This window comes from Romboutsia sp., assembly GCF_051659545.1.
Lineage (GTDB): Bacteria > Bacillota > Clostridia > Peptostreptococcales > Peptostreptococcaceae > JBOFOR01.
Genome location: NZ_JBOFOR010000065.1, coordinates 1 through 19,546, shown reverse-complemented (window position 1 = coordinate 19,546; position 19,546 = coordinate 1). Strand labels below are relative to the sequence as shown.

The 19,546-nt window shown below is 28.9% G+C and carries 15 protein-coding genes and 3 pseudogenes; 9 read left to right on the top strand and 9 right to left on the bottom strand.

The genetic code is table 11. The annotated features are described in order from the left end of the window. A partial coding sequence (locus tag ACRC03_RS03685; RefSeq protein WP_438651200.1) for a hypothetical protein occupies positions 1 to 1,174 on the top strand: 1,174 nt, incomplete at its 5' end. A 191-nt stretch (positions 1,175 to 1,365) separates the two neighbouring features. Here ACRC03_RS03685 and ACRC03_RS03680 read toward each other — a convergent pair. The 3 genes from ACRC03_RS03680 to ACRC03_RS03670 all read right to left on the bottom strand — a co-directional run bounded on the left by ACRC03_RS03680 (position 1,366) and on the right by ACRC03_RS03670 (position 2,958). Then, entirely contained in the window at positions 1,366 to 1,773 is a 408-nt protein-coding gene (locus tag ACRC03_RS03680; protein WP_438651199.1) for a hypothetical protein, read from the bottom strand. A 200-nt stretch (positions 1,774 to 1,973) separates the two neighbouring features. Beyond that, on the bottom strand, positions 1,974 to 2,369 hold the full coding sequence (locus ACRC03_RS03675; RefSeq protein WP_438651198.1) for a hypothetical protein: 396 nt from the start codon (positions 2,367 to 2,369) through the stop codon (positions 1,974 to 1,976). Positions 2,370 to 2,538: 169 nt separating this feature from the next. Beyond that, complete coding sequence (locus ACRC03_RS03670) at positions 2,539 to 2,958, bottom strand: hypothetical protein (RefSeq protein ID WP_438651197.1); 420 nt, start codon at positions 2,956 to 2,958, stop codon at positions 2,539 to 2,541. Positions 2,959 to 3,306: 348 nt separating this feature from the next. Here ACRC03_RS03670 and ACRC03_RS03665 point away from each other — a divergent pair, with 348 nt between their 5' ends. Both ACRC03_RS03665 and ACRC03_RS03660 read left to right on the top strand, forming a co-directional pair. Next, entirely contained in the window at positions 3,307 to 3,654 is a 348-nt protein-coding gene (locus tag ACRC03_RS03665) for a hypothetical protein (protein WP_438651196.1), read from the top strand. A gap of 74 nt (positions 3,655 to 3,728) precedes the next feature. Then, positions 3,729 to 4,858 (top strand): annotated as a pseudogene (locus ACRC03_RS03660) (IS4 family transposase). A 285-nt stretch (positions 4,859 to 5,143) separates the two neighbouring features. Here ACRC03_RS03660 and ACRC03_RS03655 read toward each other — a convergent pair. The 4 genes from ACRC03_RS03655 to ACRC03_RS03640 form a co-directional block, all read right to left on the bottom strand. Beyond that, positions 5,144 to 7,642, bottom strand: a complete 2,499-nt coding sequence (locus tag ACRC03_RS03655) for a hypothetical protein (protein ID WP_438651195.1) — start codon at positions 7,640 to 7,642, stop codon at positions 5,144 to 5,146. Between the two features lie 328 nt (positions 7,643 to 7,970). Next, positions 7,971 to 8,552 carry a tetratricopeptide repeat-containing glycosyltransferase gene (locus ACRC03_RS03650; protein ID WP_438651194.1) on the bottom strand — a complete coding sequence of 194 codons (582 nt, stop codon included), beginning with the start codon at positions 8,550 to 8,552 and terminating at the stop codon, positions 7,971 to 7,973. Between the two features lie 86 nt (positions 8,553 to 8,638). Continuing rightward, on the bottom strand, positions 8,639 to 9,298 hold the full coding sequence (locus ACRC03_RS03645) for a DUF3794 domain-containing protein (protein WP_438651193.1): 660 nt from the start codon (positions 9,296 to 9,298) through the stop codon (positions 8,639 to 8,641). A gap of 87 nt (positions 9,299 to 9,385) precedes the next feature. Continuing rightward, positions 9,386 to 9,850: a DUF11 domain-containing protein gene (locus ACRC03_RS03640; RefSeq protein ID WP_438651192.1), complete on the bottom strand. Its 465-nt coding sequence runs from the start codon at positions 9,848 to 9,850 to the stop codon at positions 9,386 to 9,388. Between the two features lie 268 nt (positions 9,851 to 10,118). On the opposite strand from ACRC03_RS03640, the gene ACRC03_RS03635 reads away from it, so the two are divergent. The 5 genes and pseudogenes from ACRC03_RS03635 (at position 10,119) to ACRC03_RS03615 (ending at position 13,826) form a co-directional block, all read left to right on the top strand. Then, a complete protein-coding gene (locus ACRC03_RS03635; protein WP_438651191.1) occupies positions 10,119 to 10,769 on the top strand; it encodes a hypothetical protein in 651 nt (216 codons plus the stop codon). Positions 10,770 to 10,984: 215 nt separating this feature from the next. After that, positions 10,985 to 11,779, top strand: a complete 795-nt coding sequence (locus tag ACRC03_RS03630) for a transposase family protein (protein WP_438651190.1) — start codon at positions 10,985 to 10,987, stop codon at positions 11,777 to 11,779. 25 nt (positions 11,780 to 11,804) lie between these two features. After that, on the top strand, positions 11,805 to 12,074 hold the full coding sequence (locus ACRC03_RS03625; protein WP_438651189.1) for a hypothetical protein: 270 nt from the start codon (positions 11,805 to 11,807) through the stop codon (positions 12,072 to 12,074). A gap of 93 nt (positions 12,075 to 12,167) precedes the next feature. Further along, positions 12,168 to 13,145 (top strand): annotated as a pseudogene (locus ACRC03_RS03620) (IS4 family transposase); the annotation flags it as partial. A gap of 180 nt (positions 13,146 to 13,325) precedes the next feature. Next, on the top strand, positions 13,326 to 13,826 hold the full coding sequence (locus ACRC03_RS03615) for a DUF11 domain-containing protein (protein ID WP_438651188.1): 501 nt from the start codon (positions 13,326 to 13,328) through the stop codon (positions 13,824 to 13,826). Between the two features lie 118 nt (positions 13,827 to 13,944). Here ACRC03_RS03615 and ACRC03_RS03610 read toward each other — a convergent pair whose 3' ends face one another. Together ACRC03_RS03610 and ACRC03_RS03605 are read right to left on the bottom strand one after the other, a co-directional pair. Beyond that, positions 13,945 to 16,047 carry a CshA/CshB family fibrillar adhesin-related protein gene (locus tag ACRC03_RS03610; RefSeq protein WP_438651187.1) on the bottom strand — a complete coding sequence of 701 codons (2,103 nt, stop codon included), beginning with the start codon at positions 16,045 to 16,047 and terminating at the stop codon, positions 13,945 to 13,947. A gap of 309 nt (positions 16,048 to 16,356) precedes the next feature. Then, positions 16,357 to 17,400, bottom strand: a pseudogene (locus ACRC03_RS03605) (IS4 family transposase). Positions 17,401 to 17,718: 318 nt separating this feature from the next. On the opposite strand from ACRC03_RS03605, the gene ACRC03_RS03600 reads away from it, so the two are divergent. Continuing rightward, on the top strand, positions 17,719 to 19,546 hold a 1,828-nt coding region (locus ACRC03_RS03600; RefSeq protein ID WP_438651186.1), incomplete at its 3' end, for a DUF11 domain-containing protein.

The following is a 19,546-nucleotide window of genomic DNA, read 5'->3' as shown; positions in this document are numbered from 1 at the left end:
AAATGATACCACACTTATATATACTTCTACTTTAGTTTCGGGAGCACAAAGTGAAGTGTCTAATATAGTAAATACTCAAATAAACTACTCTAATTTAAATGGATTAACTAAGAGTGTAGATAAAGATTTTGTAACAATTGGAGATACTTTAACTTATACCGTAACTCTTGTAAATAGTGGAAATACAACTGCTGAAAATATAGTGTTTTTTGATACAATTCCAGATTCTACAACATTTATCAATAATTCACTTGTAGTAAACGGAGTAACATTACCAGGCCTGAATCCAGACCCACCAACAGGTGCAAGTATTGGAAGTATTCCTTCGGGAGCAGTTACTACAATATCATTTAAAGTTTCAGTAGATGCAATACCATCACCAAACTCTATTCCTAACACTGCAAGTTTGAATGGTGATTATATACTTGACCCAACAGCAGGAACAACTATAAGCGTTGGAGGAAATACCAACACAGTTATTAGTAAGGTTTATTTTGCTGATTTAAGCAATCCTATTAAGGGTGTAGATAAAGTATTTTCAGATATTCCAACTACTTTGACTTATACAATAACTATTGTAAATAATGGAAATACAACTGCTGATAATGTAGTATTTGTAGATACGATACCAAATGGTACGAATTTAGTTTTAAATTCAGTAACAGTAAATGGGTTACCAATAAGTTCAGTATCACCAAATCCTCCAGGCGTGACTATAGGAACTATACCTATAGGAGGAACTTCAACTGTAACATTTATGGTAACAGTTAATAGTATACCAACTACAAATCCTATACCTAATATAGGAACAGTTGGATATAATTTTATAGTTGACCCAACTCTATTAACAACATCAACAGGTGTTCATAATACTAATACTGTTGACACTAGGATAAATCATGCTACTTTAGGAAATATAATAAAATTTACAGATAAACAATACGCAACTTGTGGAGATATTATAACTTACACGATATCTATTCCAAACAATGGGAATGTAGATGCTCTTAATGTAGTGTTGAGTGATACTGTACCAAACGGAACAAGTTATGTCCCAAATTCTCTACAAGTAGATGGAAGTCCAATTGGAGGAACACCAGCTAGCATAAATGTAGGTACTGTACCTGCTGGAAATACTTCAATAGTAACTTTTAAAGTTCAAATTAATTGCTAGAGATTTTTAAGATATCAAGAATACTTTGAATATATACAGACATAGAAGGTATTAAATTATAATATACTTTCTAGGTTTTTTCATGTATTCTCCTTTTTTAGTATGTATATTTAATATAATTGCACATTAATAGACCTAGAAATTTTTCATTCTAGGTCTATTAATTGGTGTTGGTATACTAACTTTTAAAACTAGCAATCACAATAACATCCGCAATTACATTGCTTTTGATTGTGGCTGTTACGTATATGACTAGGATTTAAATTACTATAGCATTCTTGAGAGTCTTGTAATAATTTACAAGAAGCCTTCATAAGTTCTTCCCCTTTACATGCAGCTATATTAGCATTTTCCATAAATTCATTGTATTCCCACCAAGCAGCTTGTACTTGTTCTTCTAATTGCTTAGCTTTACACTCTGCTTCAGATGCCATAGATAAATACTTTTCTATTTTTTTATTATAACATAAAGCTTGATCATATAAAGCTTGAGACTGACATGCAAGTTCTTCACATTTTTGAAAATTTGTAGGATGGCAATTACAATTAACTTTATTTTCTTTTTCACAATTACATTTATTTTCATATTTATTGCTCATAAAAAATCACTCCTGATATATTTTATTATGAAGTTACCCTCTATATACATTATGAAGTGAAGGGACAAAATGTTATTGTAAAATAAAAAATATTTTATTTTACAATAACTTTAATATGTATAATAAAAGTTAAAACCCAATATTTAAACAGATATTGGCTTTAACTTTTTACATTATAACTCAAATACATAATAATGTATTTAATTACGCTTATTACAATTAAATGCATCGTCATGAATATTCAAGTTAGTATAGCATCCCTCAGATTCTTGTAGTAATTTACAAGAAGCCTTTATAAGTTCTTTGGCTTTAGCTGCTGCAATATTAGCATTTTCTATAAATTCATTATATTCCCACCAAGCAGCTTGTGCTTGTGCTTCTAATTGCTTAGCTTTAGATTCTGCTTCAATTGCCATACTTGAATACTTTTCTATTTTTTTGTTATAAGATAAAGCTTGATTATATAAAGCTTTAGACTGAGATGCAAGTTCTTCACATCTTTGATAGCTTATAGAAGTGTTTATATAATTAACTTTATTTTCTTTTTTACAATTACACTTATTATTAGTGCATGTATTTTCATATTTACTTTTCATAAAAAATCACTCCTGATATATTTTATTATAAAGTTGCTCTCTATCATACTATGAAACAAAATAACAAAATGTTATTGTAAAAATAAAAAAGACTAGCTAATAAATAATATAAATAAAAGCCAATGTTGAAATAGATATTGGACTTTAACGTTTTAAACTAGAAATCCGATTAATTGTGCTTATTACAACTGTATATATTTTTATTAGAGTGTAAGTGAGTATAACATTCTTGAGATTTTTGTAGTAATTTACAAGAAGCCTTCATAAGAGATTCAGCTTTACATGCCGCAATATTAGAACGTTGTATAAATTCATTATATTCCCACCAAGCATCTTGTATTTGTTCTTCTAATTTTATAGTTTTACATTCAACTTGTACTTGTTCTTCTAATTGTCTAGCTTTACATTCAGCTTGAGCTGCCATAGCTGAATACATTTCTATTGCTTTATTATAAGATAAAGCTTGATTATATAAATCTTTAGATTTAGATGCAAGTTCTTCACATTCTTGATAATTTATAGAACGTTTCATGCTATTGTAATTAACATTGTTTTCTTCTTCAGTTTTATTGCCACATTTACTTTTCACAAAAAATCCCCTCCTGGCATATTTTCTTATAAAATATCCTCTATATAGGTTATGAAATAAAACAACAAAATGTTATTATAAAAATAAAAAAACACATTACAATTAGTATATCTTTTAATTTTCTATATTCTTTTAAACTTTAATTAAACATAACCAAATCATTATAAGTAAACACTTTCTTTTTTATCATTACAAACTTCGGTAGCCTTTTTGTATTTAATTTTAATAAACTAAAAATGATTTAGGAGCATAAATAGTAACAGTAACAATTAATTAATCATACCATATATATAGTACTTAAATGTACTAGTGTTTACAAATTTATATTTTTTTAGAGAGGTGATTTCATTGGCAGCAACCATATCTGGTATAGTTTTCAATGACCTAAATAGTAGTGGAAATACTAATTTAAGTGGAAATAACTTTGGTCATGATAATATCACCCCTTGGGGATGTATTGGCTATGCGCTACAATCTTCAGATAATAGTATTTATAATATAGACTTAGTTTCAGGTCAAGAATCGCTGATTGGATCTACTGTAGCATTAAATAGTCTTGGATATAATGTTTTAACTGGTAATATTAATATGGGTTGGGGTGGAATTTTTCGTTTAGTTCCTAATTTATCAGTTTTAGATTTTAATGTAGCTAATCTTCCTTTAAATATACTTCTTGCTGGAGACGTTAGTCCATAGCCGTCAACCTAAGGAGGCCTATTTTCAGTTATGATATAATTTTTTAATCATAATAGAAAGTAGGACTTAAATTTATGCATAAAAGAATTAAACATTTAATTAAAAATATGAAAGATGTCTTTGATATTGATGAAATAAATAAAATAGCTAAAGAGACAAGATTTGTACAAAGAAAAAGTAATATAACAGCTAAAGATTTTCTAGTTTTCAATGTTTTTCATGGAGAAGATATATGCAGTGCTTCATTGACTCAATTAACATCTAAATATGATTCATTATTTGATACTCAAATATCTAAACAGGCTCTAGATAAGCGTTTTAACACATACTCCGTAAAATTTATGCAGGGAATCTTTAATCAAATGATGCATAGCCAAAACACTACACTTAAAAACTTAGAAAGTACTCTGAATTTACACTTCAACAGAGTAATAATAAATGATTCAACAGGTTTTGATCTACCCAAAGAATTTAAAAAGGAGTTTCCAGGTGCAGGTGGTTCAGGTTCTCCATCTTCGATAAAAATTCAATTACAATATGAACTTTTAACTGGATCATTTATGAGAGTAGATATATATTCAGGAACAAAAAATGATGCTGAATACTTGAAAACAATGAAAAAGACAAAGAGCGTAAAGATTTGAAATTAGCCGACTTAGGCTACTTTAAAGTAGAATACTTAAGGCAAATTGCAAGAAGTGGTGCATCTTTTATTTCAAAGGTAAAGAGCAATACTTCTCTATATATTAAAAATCCAAATCCTGAAAGGTATAAACTTGGGACTATAAAAAAATCTAGTGAGTACATAAAAATAGATATTTTAGAGTTAGCAAAGCCTTTGGCAGAAGGCGAAACAATCGAACTCAAAGATATCTACATAGGTTCCAAAAAGGAACTCAAAAGTAGATTAATTGCACTATTACTATCTTCATCAATAGTTTTTACAGCTAAAAATATTATTATGGAAGAAGATAATAAAGAAATTAGTGAGATAAAATCATTTGGAGCTCTCGCTCAGTATTTACCTAAACTTGCACATGAAATCTTTAAAAGTGAACTCTGTATCGTATGGATTTTAAGAAGAATAATACTCAATTTTAAGAGATTTAGTACAAAATCAAGAAAAAAGAATAAAAAAACAGTTTTTGATATCCTACAAATCATTAATTTAAAGCCAGATGAGATAGAAAGAATTGCAATTTAATAAAAATCTAATATCAAATTCACCTAAATTTAAGCATCAAATTCTTAAGTTCTTTTTAGTGTACTTAAAAATACAATTAATATGATTTATGAAAAAATAATCTTTCATTTCTTTTAAAGTTTAAACGTCAATAAGCCGTCAAGCTAATAATACCTCTTGATATATATTAGGTTGACGGCTATGACTTTAACGTGAAACAACAACATCGTATGAACTAAATATAAATCCCTAGGAAGTATTAATTTATAATGTACTTTCTAGGGATTTATACTTAAATTTTAATTTTTAACAATTAATTTGTACCTTAAATGACACAGTTGAAATACTTCCAGCTGGTATAGTTCCTATGTTAATACTAGCTGGTGTTCCTCCTATAGGATTTCCATCTACTTCAAGAGAACCAGTTACATATGTTGTACCATTAGGAACTGTATCTATAAGAATTACATTTGTAGCAGTCATATTGCCTGTATTTGGAATAGTTATAGTGTATATTAAAATATTTCCACACTCAGCATATGATTTGTCTACTGCCTTAGTTACATTTCCTAAATTTGCTATGTTAATCTGAGTATTAACTGTATTAGAATTTCCACTTCCTGATGAACCATTAGGTAAACTAGGCTGTGATGTATAGTTAAAAATTATGGTTGAATCATTAGGTATAGGATTAGGAGATGGTATTGTATTATTTACAGTTACTTTAAATGATATAGTAGAAACTGAACCAGATGGTATTGTTCCAACTTGAATTCCTGTTGTTAGTATTCCACTAACAGGAGTTCCGTTTAAAGTAGCTGAACCTGGTACATAGGTAGTTCCATTTGGCATTGTATCTGTAAATACTACGCTAGTTGCAGCTGTATTTCCACCATTTCCAAGCGCTATTGTATAAGTTAATATATCTCCTACTGTTGCAAATGATTTATCAACAGTTTTTTGTAATATACCATTTATATTATTTATTATTGCTTGAGTAGCAGGTGTTTCAACTTTATTAGAATTTCCACTACCAATTGCACCATTAGGTAAACTAGGATCTTCTGTAAATGTAAAGTTAACAGTAGAATCGTTTGGTATTGTTCCACTTGTAGGTAATGTAACTACGATAACATTAAAAGAAATAGTGGTAGTAGAACCAGAATCTATATTTCCAACAGGAATACTACTTGGTGGATTTGGATTAGCACCAGGAACTGTTACACCATTTACCGTAATATTGTTAGCAAAAGTAGTACCTAATGGAATAGTATCACTAAAAAATAAATTGTCTGCAGTAGTACTTCCTGTATTATTTAGCTCGATAGTATAAGTTAATGTATCGCCTAATTTTACATAAGATGGAGTTGCAGTTTTAGTCATTCCTATCTGTGCACGCCCTAAAATAGTAGTTGTGACTACATTTGAAATAACTCCAGTATTTATTGTATTACTACCAATTACAAATGAATAGTCTGTAATGGCGGTGTTAGAAATAGTAGTTCCTGCTGGTACAGTATCTACTTGTACTTGGAATGTAATAGTATTTACTTGACCTGAAGGTATAGTTCCTAAATTTATTCCTGTTTGAGGATTTGATGAATCTCCAACGCCATTAATCATTACTGAATTGGGTATAAAGTTTGTTCCTGTAGGAATTGTATCTAATACTACTACATTGTATGCATTGTCTGAACCAGTATTTGTAAAATTCAATGTGTAAGTTAATGTATCACCAACATATGAAATTAATTTATTTACACTTTTATTTATAGGTGATAAATTAGCTTGATTAACATCTACTTCAAGTCCAAATGTAGATACAGCATATGAATCTTGAACTGATCCAAATCTTAAGACAGCTTGATTTATTCCATTACCTAAAGCTGAACCACCACTAACATTAGTGATATCCCAAGCATTTCTAACTCTAGTAACGCCGTAAATACCAGTTGGTAGTGGCTGATTTAATGTACCAAAAGACCCTGTAGTATCTAATAACCCAGTACTATTATTTATTTGAGAGCAGAAAAAATTATTTACCGGATTATTAGGTCCTACTAATGTTGTAAGAGAAACTATATTTGGTCCTAATTGAATAAAATCTTCAGTAAGGCCTGCATTACCTTCCATAGCGCTGATAACTACTCTAGTAGAAAAACTTCCAGATAGCGGTGTTAAAAAACCCGTAAAAGTGGTGTCTATATTTCCAGCGTAAGTTCCAATACTAGATACATACATTGTAATACTTCTATATGGTAGTGTATTGTTACTATAAACTACTGCTAGTACCCATCCACAGCATCCTGTTTGGTTATATGCGAAGGTACCAGTCTCTATAGTTCCTGGTACTCCTTTTACCGTGTATGTTCCTGAACCTGCAGAATTAACTAATGATGTTACATTTTTAGAGCAAGTATAAAATGTTTGTGAAGAACCCACTGAACTTAAGGCTGTTATTGTATCTGATGTGACTAAGGTCGTAGTTAATGGAGTTATAAATGTTATAGGTACAGTTGTACTTATAGCTGGAGTGGCAGTACCAAGAGTAGACCCGCCCCATATTACTTCTGCATATACTACTGAACTATTTGCAGGAATATTTAATTGAGCAGTTGATCCATTTTGATCCCATCTAAATGTTGATGGTGTAGGATATCCTGCTGCACTTAATGTTGGATCAACAGCTAAATATGCACCTATATCTACATAAGTATTCGCTACATTATATGAAAACCCAAGTGTATTCCCTGTATATATTAGTGATCCTTTTATTGTATCGCTATATCGTTGAACTATTGGCATTTTTTGTTAAATACCTCCTTAGTTAATGGTAAAATAATGTTAAGATAAAAACATCTATTTTATATTATGTTTTTTTATTTAAGAGGTGCAAAGTATTTAAAATATTTATATATAAGATTAAAGAACCAAAATCTTTCAGAGTTCATATCTTAAATTAAAAATAATTTTTTTAAATTAATTGTTAAAATTTTAATATGTTTAAATCCCTCGAAAATATATTAGATATTAATATTTTTAAGGGATTTTTTTAGTTTATTCATAATTAACTTGTATCTTATTAAGATTTTTAAGTGCTTATGCGAAATTATAAATATCTTTACAATTTATGTTAATATTTACTTGAAACTTCTTTTTCTAATGCATTTATAAGCCCTTTTATATTATTTAGTTCATCATGCCTTACAACAGGATATTTTGCTGGTTTATCGTGTAAATAATCATACACTCTTAAATTTGATAAAGCATTGTTATAATTTCTAATTTGAAGATAACTTGCTGCTCTTGTAAAATATATACATTTAAAATTCACGAACTGTTTTAATATCTCATCACAGTACTGTATACATTCTTTATATTGATTATTTGAAAATAATGAATCTACTAACCTTTGTGATAATTGAGTAAAGTATGGTTCGCTTTTATCTGCTATCTCATAACCTTTTATAAATATTTTTGACGCTGTATCATGATCATTTACCCTAGTGTACTCAGCACCTAAATGAAAATAATACATTCCATCTCTTTTATCTTCATCTACTAAATTTAGAATTTTTAAATTTCGCTCTCTTTTTTTAACTTCTACTTCTTCGTCATTGAGTATAATTTCATCAACTACATCGACTATGCTTTTTAGACAAGAATCTATACTTTTTTCTTCATTTTTTGCTATCATACACGCACTAATTCCCATGTTAACACTCCTTCCAAATATTAATTTATATGTTAGTTTTAATTATTATATTTATTGAAGTTTTATCATGGTAATATTATTTGATATTAACAAGATAAAATTTTTGCTCCTATTAGTATTGTTACATTGTTGAATACTTCTTTTGAGTTTATTAAGTTATAAGAAATATCTTCTACTATACCTTCAACCTCTATATTACTACCTAATACATAATCTAATGGTAAAATTAAAAAGTGGCTAAAAGGCGTTTTGAAATCAATTGCAACGACTGATTGAGTTGGTTCATTTGCTGTATATTCAATAGTTGTTTTTAGCACACCTTTTACTATTAGTTTATATTTGTTTAGTTTTTGACCTTCATTAGATGTATACTCTGGGGTTTGTATAACATTAGATGTTGATATTTCAATTTTACCTTCAATATGGTTTATAGATTCTATTTCATACATATTATCTGGAATTTTAAAGTACTTGTCTATACTTGCTTGTTTAAATGTTGATATATTTATATCAATTACTGAATTCGCTTCTTCTTTATCTGAACTCTCTATAGTACCGCTACATCCACCCGGTAGTATATATTTACATTCAACATACGCTAAGTTTAATATTTTCGATTTACAATTTGAGGAAATTACTTTAACTTGGTAGGTTATTATTACAATATTACCAGATTTAATTATAGGTACTTTTATACCTCTAATTAAATCTGCTCTAGTTATAGCAATAGATATATTGTCTACCATAAAACTTCCTTTTACTAATGATACAGTAGATGATATATCATCTTTAAATACTACACCTACAAGATCAATATCTCCATCATTTATAATTTAAATTTTATAGTTTATTGTATCACCTATTGATACTACTTTCTTATCAGCATTTTTTATTACTTTAACGCTAGGATTTTTAACATATATATTATTTATATTACTTTGAACATATTCTTGTCTTGCTAGCAAATCAGGACTAATAATATAGCTATATTCTGCGAATGAACTATTTGATATTATACCATTAGATGGCTTGGATACTATTTTTGCTTCAAAAGTTATAGTCTTAAAAGCATTTGGCGGTATTGTGCCTACATTAACTCCAACTCTTATATCTTCATCACTCTTTGTATTATCTATTTTTACTGAATCTTTAATAAAACTTAAATCTGATGTTAATGTGTCTGTTAATACTACATTACTCATTTGCAATCCGTCTGTATTATCAAATTTTATCGTATAAGCAATCGTATCTCCTATATTTACATATTGAACATCTGATGATTTGATTAATTTAGTCATTTAATTCACCTCAAATTTAAATTAGTAGTTTTATGCCTACCAATTTATACTATGATAAAGTAAGACTTGCAGTGATTACACTTATACCAATAATTCTTTAATTTTGGATTATTATTTTTTTGCAAATCTAAAGCTGGGTACCTTGAAGTATACGCAGCAGACAGACTTTCAAAATAAAAAAATTGTATTTTATATCAAAGTATATCTAGTATGCATACTATAAATATGAAAGGTGTTATCTTTCAATAAAAATATAGAGGTGAGCATATTGGATGACATAAATAAATCAGATGTAGGATTATCTCCTCCATGGTATATTTTAAGAGATGAACTATATTATACTGTAGGAGCTTCCGATTACGTTAACGTAAGTGAATTGCAAGAAGTAAAAGATGGATTTGAAGTAATACTAAGTGTGAAATGTAATAAATATAAGAATTGTAGTATATGTAAGTCAGAGTGTTGTAATGAACATGATACAATTAAAATAAACAAATCCGCGCAATGCTTAAGAAATATAATCCCATATATGTATGAATTTGGAAATATAAAAATCTTTACTAGAATTTATGATTCTTGCAACAATAAGTTTATCCCGTATGAAGAACAAGTTTATAAAAATGTTGAAGAAGTAGCAAATGAATTTTGTTGTGCTTTATCAGATAACCCTTATTTTAAAGGTGTTATCTTAGTACCTGAAGGGTTTCCTAGTACTTTAGGTTCTTTAGTCGTAATAATAGACAAACAGGTAATTCAGTTTTATGATGATAATATAAGTGATATTTGTCAAAATTATAATCAAGTAGCTGCAGTAACATTTAGTAATGTGCTAAAAACAAAGTTTTTAAATAATTTTATTGCTACAATGTCAACATATGACCATAAGTGTATAAAGTGCTCAGATTTATATTGCAGGTAGTATCCTCATATATATTATTAATATTATAAGCTCTTAGTATAAGAAAATAGAGTGTTGTATATTTAGGTTTTTACTCAACTAGGGGTATTTCAAAAATAACTAACTCAAAAAAAGAAATGGCATTTTCGGGTGCCATTTCTTTTTTTGTTAAGCTATTTAATACATTTAAGAATTTTGGTAGACTAGGATTATATCAACGAAGGGTAATGACATAAATGAAATATAAAGAACTAAATATTAATGAAAAATTATTCGGAAAAGATTATTTAATCTATGATTGGATAGAATCTGATGAAGAAATACATATCTATTTAAAATCTAAATCACATACAGCTATTTGTCCAAAGTGTGGAAAGACAAGTAGCTTTTTTCATGATACTTATGTTCGTAAAATACAGACAGTGCCTATACATTTAAAAACTACGTATCTTCATGTTACTGCTTATAAGTATAAATGCCTTAATGAGATATGTGAAACAAAAGTAATTATGGAGACACTAAATTTTGCCTCCGAATCACAAGTAAGAACGACAGAACTCAACTCACTTATTCTAGCAGTTCCAATCTTTCTTAGTAATGAAGGGGCTAGCAAGGTTCTTTCACTTATAGGAATTAAAGTAAGCAATGACACAATTAGAAGAATTTACGATAAAATTATTATTGACGATGAACCTAATGTTGAGGCCGTAGGTATTGATTATGTTGCCATTAGAAAAGGTCAAACTTATGCCACAGCCATCTATGATTTAAATGACCATCATCTAATTACATTATTAGATGGGAGAGATACAGATAGATTTCATTTATTACAAAATCTAGTGCAGCGCATACGTGATATATTTAAAGTTATATTATCGAAAGAAATATTTGTAAAAAATGAACAAGTACTTGATGATACGCCTAAACAAGTAAGTGTTTTAAAAATAAATCCTCTTTCAAAGGAATTAGATGTATATTTATATAATAATAATCCTCCTGTGAATGAAGATGGCTTGATAATTATATATTGATGATTATCTTAATATAATCTATAAAATGCTTGCTGATAAAATAGATACTACTATCATTTTGGCATATACAATAAAAATGGGATATACAGGAAATGTAAAAACAATGCAAAGTTATATCGAATTATTTGCTAAAAATAATTTTAATTATAAATTTTACATAAATTGGGCGTATAAAAAAGAGTATCCAAAAGATATAGATCTCATAAAACGGAATCAGGTATTAAGCTATATATATTCTAAGAATAATTCTACATTATTAGAGCCTGTTACTATTGGTGATATATTCAATCAATAAAACTAACTTAGTTTAAATGATGTAATATTTTAGTTAGAAGATATATACTTAAAAATATAATTAATAGCTTAATTGTATAATGAAATTGAACCAATAAAAATACAATTACAATATGCACTTTTATCAGGTACATTTATGAGATTAGATATATTTTCTGGAACAACAAATGATGCTGATTACTTAAATATTATGAAAAATGATAAAGATCTAAAAGATTTGAAACTAGCCGACTTAGGCTACTTTAAGATTGAATACTTAAAAGATATTGATGAAAGTGGGTCTTCATTTATTTCTAAAATAAAAAGTAATACATCATTATATAGAAAAAATCCGAATCCTGAAAGGTCTAAAACTGGAGGTGTTAAGAAATCTAGTGAATATATAAAAATAGATATCTTAGAGTTAACAAAGCCTTTGGCAGAAGGCGAAACAATCGAACTCAAAGATATCTACATAGGTTCCAAAAAGGAACTAAAAAACAGATTAATTGTAACAAAATTAACTGAAGAAAACAAGATAAAAAGAGAAGATACATATAAAAAAAGTACTCGAAAAAGTCGTGGGGGGATAAAGGAAAATAGATTGAATTTTAGTAGCATTAACGTTTATATAACTAATATAGATGCTGAAGTGCTTGAACTTACACAGGTTCATGATTTATATAGTCTAAGATGGCAGATAGAAATAATGTTTAAAGTTTGGAAATCTATATTTAAAATTAACCAAGTAAAAAAAGTTAAGATGGAGAGATTTAAATGCTTTTTATATGGAAGATTAATCGTATTATTGCTATCTTCTTCAATAGTTCTTACAGCTAAAAATGTTATCAAGGAAGAAGATGATAAAGAAATTAGTGAACTCAAATCTTTTGGAGCTCTCGCTCAGTATTTACCTAAACTTGCGCATGAAATCTTTAAAAGTGAACTCTGTATAACACGGTTCTTAAGAAAAATAATACTTAATTTTAAGAGATTCAGTACAAAATCAAGGAAAAAGAATAAAAAAACAGTTTTTGATATCCTAGAAATCATTAATTTAAAGGCAGACGAGATAGAAAGAATTGCAATTTAATAAAAATCTAGTATCAAATTCATCTAAATTTAAGTATAAATTTCTTAAGTTCTTTTTAGTGTACTTAAAAATACAATTAATATGATTTATGAAAAAATAATCTTCTATTTATTTTTAAACTTCAACGCAAATAAGCCGTCAGGCTAATAATATTTCTTGATATATCTTAGGTTGACGGCTATGGACGCTACCCCTGTATCACCAAGTCCTCCTGGCGTGACAAGAGGAACTATACCTATAGGAGGAACTTCAACTGTAACATTTAAGGTAACTGTTGATACTATACCTTCTACAAATCATATACCTAATGCAGGAACAGTTGGATATAACTTTATAGTTGACCCAATGCTATTAACAACATCAACGGGTGTTCATAATACTAATACTGTTGATACCACAATAAATCATGCTAGTTTAGGAAATATATTAAAATTTACAGATAAGCAATATGCAAGTTGTGGAGATATTATAACTTACACAATATCTATTCCAAACACTGGTAATGTTGATGCTCTCAATGTAGTGTTTAGTGATACTATACCAAGCGGAACAAGTTATGTACTAGGTTCTTTACAAGTAGATGGCAATCCAATAGGTGGAACACCAGCTAGTATAAATGTTGGAACTATTCCTGCTGGAAATACATCATTGGTAACTTTCCAAGTTCAAATTAATTGTTAAGCTAACGTTTAAATATATAAGATGTAGAAATTATCAGATTTAAAAATAATTTCTACATCTTTTTATATTGATTATAAAGTAGTGTATACTGAATAAAATACAAATGATCTTATTTAAATTAGCAATTAACTTGAACCTTAAAAGTTAAAGTAGCAACATCTGCAGGGCTTATATTTGGAATTGTAACACCTATAGATGGATTTGATCCTGGGATTGTAACTCCATTTACAATTACTGAATTTGATATAAAAGATGTACCATTTGGAATTGTGTCGATTAACACTATATTTAAAGCTGTTGTGCTTCCTGAATTAGGTATAGTAACTGTATAAGTTACTATATCACCACATTTAGCATAAGATTTATCTGTTGATTTTGTAATATTTCCTAAATTAGCATTATTAATTTGAGTACTTACTGTATTTGTATTGATTGATCCACCTCCAAGTGAATTTGGTGTAGTTGTTGAATCAACAATATAATCATAAGTTTGGGTAGCTGAGTTTGGTATTGGATTAGGAGAAGGAATAGTAAGTACTGTAACCTTGAAAGTGACAGTGCTAGTTTTTCCGTTTCCTATAGAATTTGGTAGCGTTACTCCAGATGGATTAGGATTACCACTAATATCAAATCCATCTTGTTTAAATGAATTTGATACAATTGTTGTACCATTTGGAATTGTATCTATAAATATTATATTGTTAGCGGATATATTTCCGCTATTTGTTATAGGAATAGTATAGGTTAAAACATCACCTATATTTGCAAATACCTTATCAACTATCTTAGATGAATTAATAATCGCAGCATTTATTTGACTATTCGTAGAGTTTGAATTAAATAGACCAGTTCCATTAACAGGTAATACTGCATAAGTGAAATTACCTGAAGAGTTATTTATAATTGGATTTGGTGATGGAATTGTGCTATTAACCGTTACTTTAAAAGAAACAGTTTTCACACCAAATGCTGGAATATTACCTATATTTACTCCCAAAGGTGGGTTAGGATCTCCAGGGTCACTAACACCATCTATTATTAAACTATTTTGAATAAATGTTGTACCATTTGGAATTGTATCTATAATAATAACATTGTTGGCAGACACACTACCTGTACTAGTCATTACAATAGTGTAAGTTAAAATATCATTTATATTTGCAATATTTTTATCTACAGTTTTAGTACTTGTTATAGTTACAGGAAGAATGCTATTAACTACAGTTGCTACAAATATGTCACCAAGAGCAAGTGTAATACTAGTTGGTAGTGTATTAGATATTGGAACTGCTGTACCTCCTGGTGATAGATTAGTGTATTGAACAGTTCTTGTATATTGTGATAATAGACTACTACTTCCTGGGTCCATTGTTTCATTAAGTGTATATGAATTTCCAGTTGGACCAATAATATTAGAACTAACTGGTTGAGGTCCATAAATAGCTCCATTAGTTATAGTCGAAGATGATGGAGTTCCAGTTATAGATAAATCAAATTGATCATTTGCAAAAAATCGATTAGTTATAATTTTATTTAAATGTATTGCATTTATTGCAGCACCAAGAATAGTAACTTCATCACCATTTGAACCAGTAGCACCAATTTGTGCAGATACTCGAGTAGGATTATGAGTTAGTAAAACAGGTGTTTGAAATGCATTAGTTGTACCAACTACGCCCGTTAAAGTTACAGTATTTGTTCCTACACCTACTATACTAGGGCTTACAGTTCCTCCAGGTGTAGGTGGAGGTAATAAAGCTATTTGTTGCCAAGCACTTCCATTTGTTTTATAAACCTGAAATTCTGAACTAAATGGTCCTGTTGCTTCTGCATCAGCAGCTATTATATAAAAATCAGGAACTGTATTTCCAAGAACATCTTTAACTACTATATTACTAAATGTTAATATCTGGCTAGAAAAATTAACATGAGCATATAACCCTAAATTTGCAGATAATCCTCGATAGCCAGTACGACCAAATGGAGCATCTGGAAAAGGAGCAGGTACTATAAGGGATGTTACATTTGTAGATGCTCCAGATCCAACTGAATTATTTAAATCAAAAGAAATAGTTGAACCATCTCTAAATGATGCTGTAAAAGGTAATGTTACACCATTTGCAATTGAGAAACCAGCTCCCCAATTAAACCATCCAATACCACCATAACTAGGGCTATTAGTACCAGGAATTGTGGCATATGTTAAAGGAATTGTTGCCATTATATTTCCTCCTATATTTGTATTTTATAAATATAAAATCTATGACTATATAACTTTTAACATTAGTTATTAGTATCTTAAATGTTGATATTATCAAATAAATTATATATATATATATATAATTTTAAGCTTAATTGTTACAATATTTGAATAATTTCTACTGTTGCATTTAAAATTTATGAATACAACAGTACTTTTTATTTAGACTAAATTATATATCAATATGAACTATTTATAAAACTATATTCAAGCTCTATCACTTTTAGGCATAACAAAACTAAACCTTTCTTGAAATGAAAAGTCTTAAAATTATACTATTAAATTATTGTAACTCCGCCTAGTTAGTAAATTATGGATTGAGGAACTATATATTTCACGAAAATTACTAGCTAAAATTCTTTTAATATCCAACAATCCTTTTGAACTATTTGTTTCCTTTTGTAAAACATATAATAATAAATATGTAATTAGTGATGCATATATTTGAATAGTTAATGCATTTTTGTTATATCCTAAACACTTTTTCATTCTCAAATTACTCTTTATAAATTTAAAAAAACACTCAATATCCCAACGTCGCCTGTAGGCCTCTGCAATTTAGCTAGCGTTTATATCAAATATATTGGTTACATATGTTAGCCATTCTTCATTTACCTCATCGTACATTTCTACTTTCCTATACATATGTTCTAAAGGCTTTCCGCCTAATATAATTTCAGTATCATAAATATTACTATCTAAATCACAAGAAAGTAAATTAATCTCTTGTACTTTGCTATTTTTCTTTAATCTAGTAATAAATCTAATTCCTTTAGTTGTTAATTCCTCAAGCAGGGAATATTTCAAATAACCTCTATCAAAAATATATGTTTTATTTGGGTCATTTATTAAATCACCCAAACACTTTACATCAGCAATTGATGCTGCTACTACCTCTACGCCGGTAGGGATACCTTCGGCATTAATAGAAATATTTGCTTTAATACTTGCACGAGAACCTTTATATGCTAAATTTGGCGATAATTTAATACCTAACGTAACAACTGTTGCATCTATAATTGATATATCTTTAATATTTTTAGTTAACTTGGTATTTTTACAATAAGATAGTGACTTAGCAACTAACTTCTCAAATATTTCTCTATACATATTAATATCTCTTCGAGCGTTAGCTCTTGATATTTGAGATACACTGGGAATATTTATTTCTCTACTCAATGGTAAACATGAACCTAGTTGAGTAACAGCATCTCTAAGACTATTTAGAGATAAAATATTTATAGCGATTAATAATTTAATTTGTGATTCAACATCAAAATATCGAACTTTATAATTACCGTGGTATTTATTGATTATATTGTCTAAATTTTTTTTCCTGAAATACTGAATTATTTTTTAGCAACTTGTTGAAAATAGACCAAATCAAGAAAAATCTAACTCACATACCATACCTATGTCAATTCAAAGACATAGAAGATTTGGTGAGCTAGATTTTCTTGTAAAGTGGTGTACTATTCATAAACAATAATTTTATATGAAAATATTAGTAATAACAATAACAATAACAATAACAATAGCATATATAGTAAGGAATAGAAATTATTTATTCTTAGTTAAAATGAGTTTTAATATAAAATAATAGTTACAAATAATAAATAAAGGAGACTTTTTATGGCTATAAACCCCACATTTTCAGGTTATTATCATGCTCATTCAGCTATATTTGGAAATTCATTAGAAGTAGGCAATGGAAGTACACTTGGCGTCGTCTATACCACTAGTGTAGGTGGAACTACAGCAAACTACCTATTAAATGGATCAAGAGCTGTATTTAATTTACCACCAGGAAGTACCGTAATTTTTGCTGAACTAGTTTTGGCTTCACAAAGCATTACTCCTGGTCCTAGTATCAATTTTAAAACACCTGTAACTTCAACTACTCTACCTTATGGAACTTTAGATACAAATGGTTGGGTTGCATACCATCAAGATATAACATCTTTAGTAAGTGCAGGTGGTGCAGGAACTTATGAAGTAGGAGCTGTTAATGGAAGTGTTACTTCTCTAGCATGGTTTATATATGTAATTTATACTAATCCAACATTTTCATTTAAATATATGTATTATACTAGAGGAGTAATACCTGTATCATACACTAATTCTCCGATTACTGCTGTTCTAAATAATGTATATACTCCTTCTCAAGGAGCGGTAGATGGATATATTCTAATGGCATCAACTGGAGGAGATATTATAGATAATGCAACAATAGCCCTTAATAGTACACTTTTAGGAAATACTAGTAATCCTTGGAATGGATTAGCACCATATAATCCTCAAAATGACATACAAGCAGGTATTATTTGTATAGCTGATACAAGTAATTCAAATATTGGACTATTAGATACTAGCGGTACTTTTGGAACTGCAAATAACAATCCATATCTTCAAACTTCTCCAAATCCAAATAGAGCCTGGGTAGACATTACTGGATTAGATGCTTCTGACGCTTTAACAAATAATTTAACTACAGTAACATTGACTATGACAACTCAAACTATTTCAGCATCTGGATATTTTGTGAATATTATAGGTTTAGAGATATTAGCTGTTATATCACCTACTAAATATGTGGATAAATCATTTGCAACGGTTGGAGATACATTAACTTACACTATTACAGTACTAAATACTGAAACAATCCCTTATACAAATGTAGTATTAATAGATACATTGCCAAGTGGAACAACCTTTGTACCAAATAGTTTAAATGTAAATGGTTCTCCTATTTCAGGTAACCCTGCACCACCTAGTGGTGTAAATATAGGAAGTTTACCTGGTAGTACTACTATATCTGGAGGAAGTATTCCTGTTGGAAATACTTCAACAATTACATTCCAAGCTATAGTTTCAAGTACTATACCAACTCCAAATCCAGTTAAAAATAGTGCTTATCTTACTTTCAACGTAGGAACAACACCTCAAAGTTTTACTTCAAATATAGTTAGCACAACAATAGCTACTGCAATTTTATCAAGTAGTAAACTCGCTAAAAGTTATGCTAATATAGGTGATGTTATAACGTATACAATTCCTATAATAAACACAGGAAATACTACTGCGATAAATATCAGATTTATAGATACAATACCAAATGGAACTACCCTTGTGGCAGGGTCAATAAGACAAGACAGTACTGTTGTTGCTGGAAGTCCTAATCCTCCAGGTGTAACACTTCCAAATCCTATAAGAAATGGTGTTACTTCAACAGTAACTTTCCAGGTTAGAGTAATTACTCTACCAAGCCCAAATCCTATACCAAACTACGCTTCGATGATTTTTCAATATACCATAGATAACTCTACAGTTCCAAATATACTTGGAAGTGGTTCTTCTAACACTAATATTGCAAATACTTTTATAAATAGAGCCGATTTATCAAATATAACTAAGTCTACAGATAAGGATTTTGCAACTATTAATGATGTAATAACTTATA

What these genes read in the sequence shown, in the direction of transcription:
- ACRC03_RS03640 (WP_438651192.1), bottom strand. Translation starts at nt 9,850, where the DNA reads ATGACTAAATTAATCAAATCATCAGATGTTCAATATGTAAATATAGGA.
- ACRC03_RS03615 (WP_438651188.1), top strand. Translation starts at nt 13,326, where the DNA reads ATGGACGCTACCCCTGTATCACCAAGTCCTCCTGGCGTGACAAGAGGA.
- ACRC03_RS03655 (WP_438651195.1), bottom strand. Translation starts at nt 7,642, where the DNA reads ATGCCAATAGTTCAACGATATAGCGATACAATAAAAGGATCACTAATA.
- ACRC03_RS03675 (WP_438651198.1), bottom strand. Translation starts at nt 2,369, where the DNA reads ATGAAAAGTAAATATGAAAATACATGCACTAATAATAAGTGTAATTGT.
- ACRC03_RS03610 (WP_438651187.1), bottom strand. Translation starts at nt 16,047, where the DNA reads ATGGCAACAATTCCTTTAACATATGCCACAATTCCTGGTACTAATAGC.
- ACRC03_RS03630 (WP_438651190.1), top strand. Translation starts at nt 10,985, where the DNA reads ATGAAATATAAAGAACTAAATATTAATGAAAAATTATTCGGAAAAGAT.
- ACRC03_RS03680 (WP_438651199.1), bottom strand. Translation starts at nt 1,773, where the DNA reads ATGAGCAATAAATATGAAAATAAATGTAATTGTGAAAAAGAAAATAAA.
- ACRC03_RS03650 (WP_438651194.1), bottom strand. Translation starts at nt 8,552, where the DNA reads ATGGGAATTAGTGCGTGTATGATAGCAAAAAATGAAGAAAAAAGTATA.
- ACRC03_RS03625 (WP_438651189.1), top strand. Translation starts at nt 11,805, where the DNA reads ATGCTTGCTGATAAAATAGATACTACTATCATTTTGGCATATACAATA.
- ACRC03_RS03645 (WP_438651193.1), bottom strand. Translation starts at nt 9,298, where the DNA reads ATGGTAGACAATATATCTATTGCTATAACTAGAGCAGATTTAATTAGA.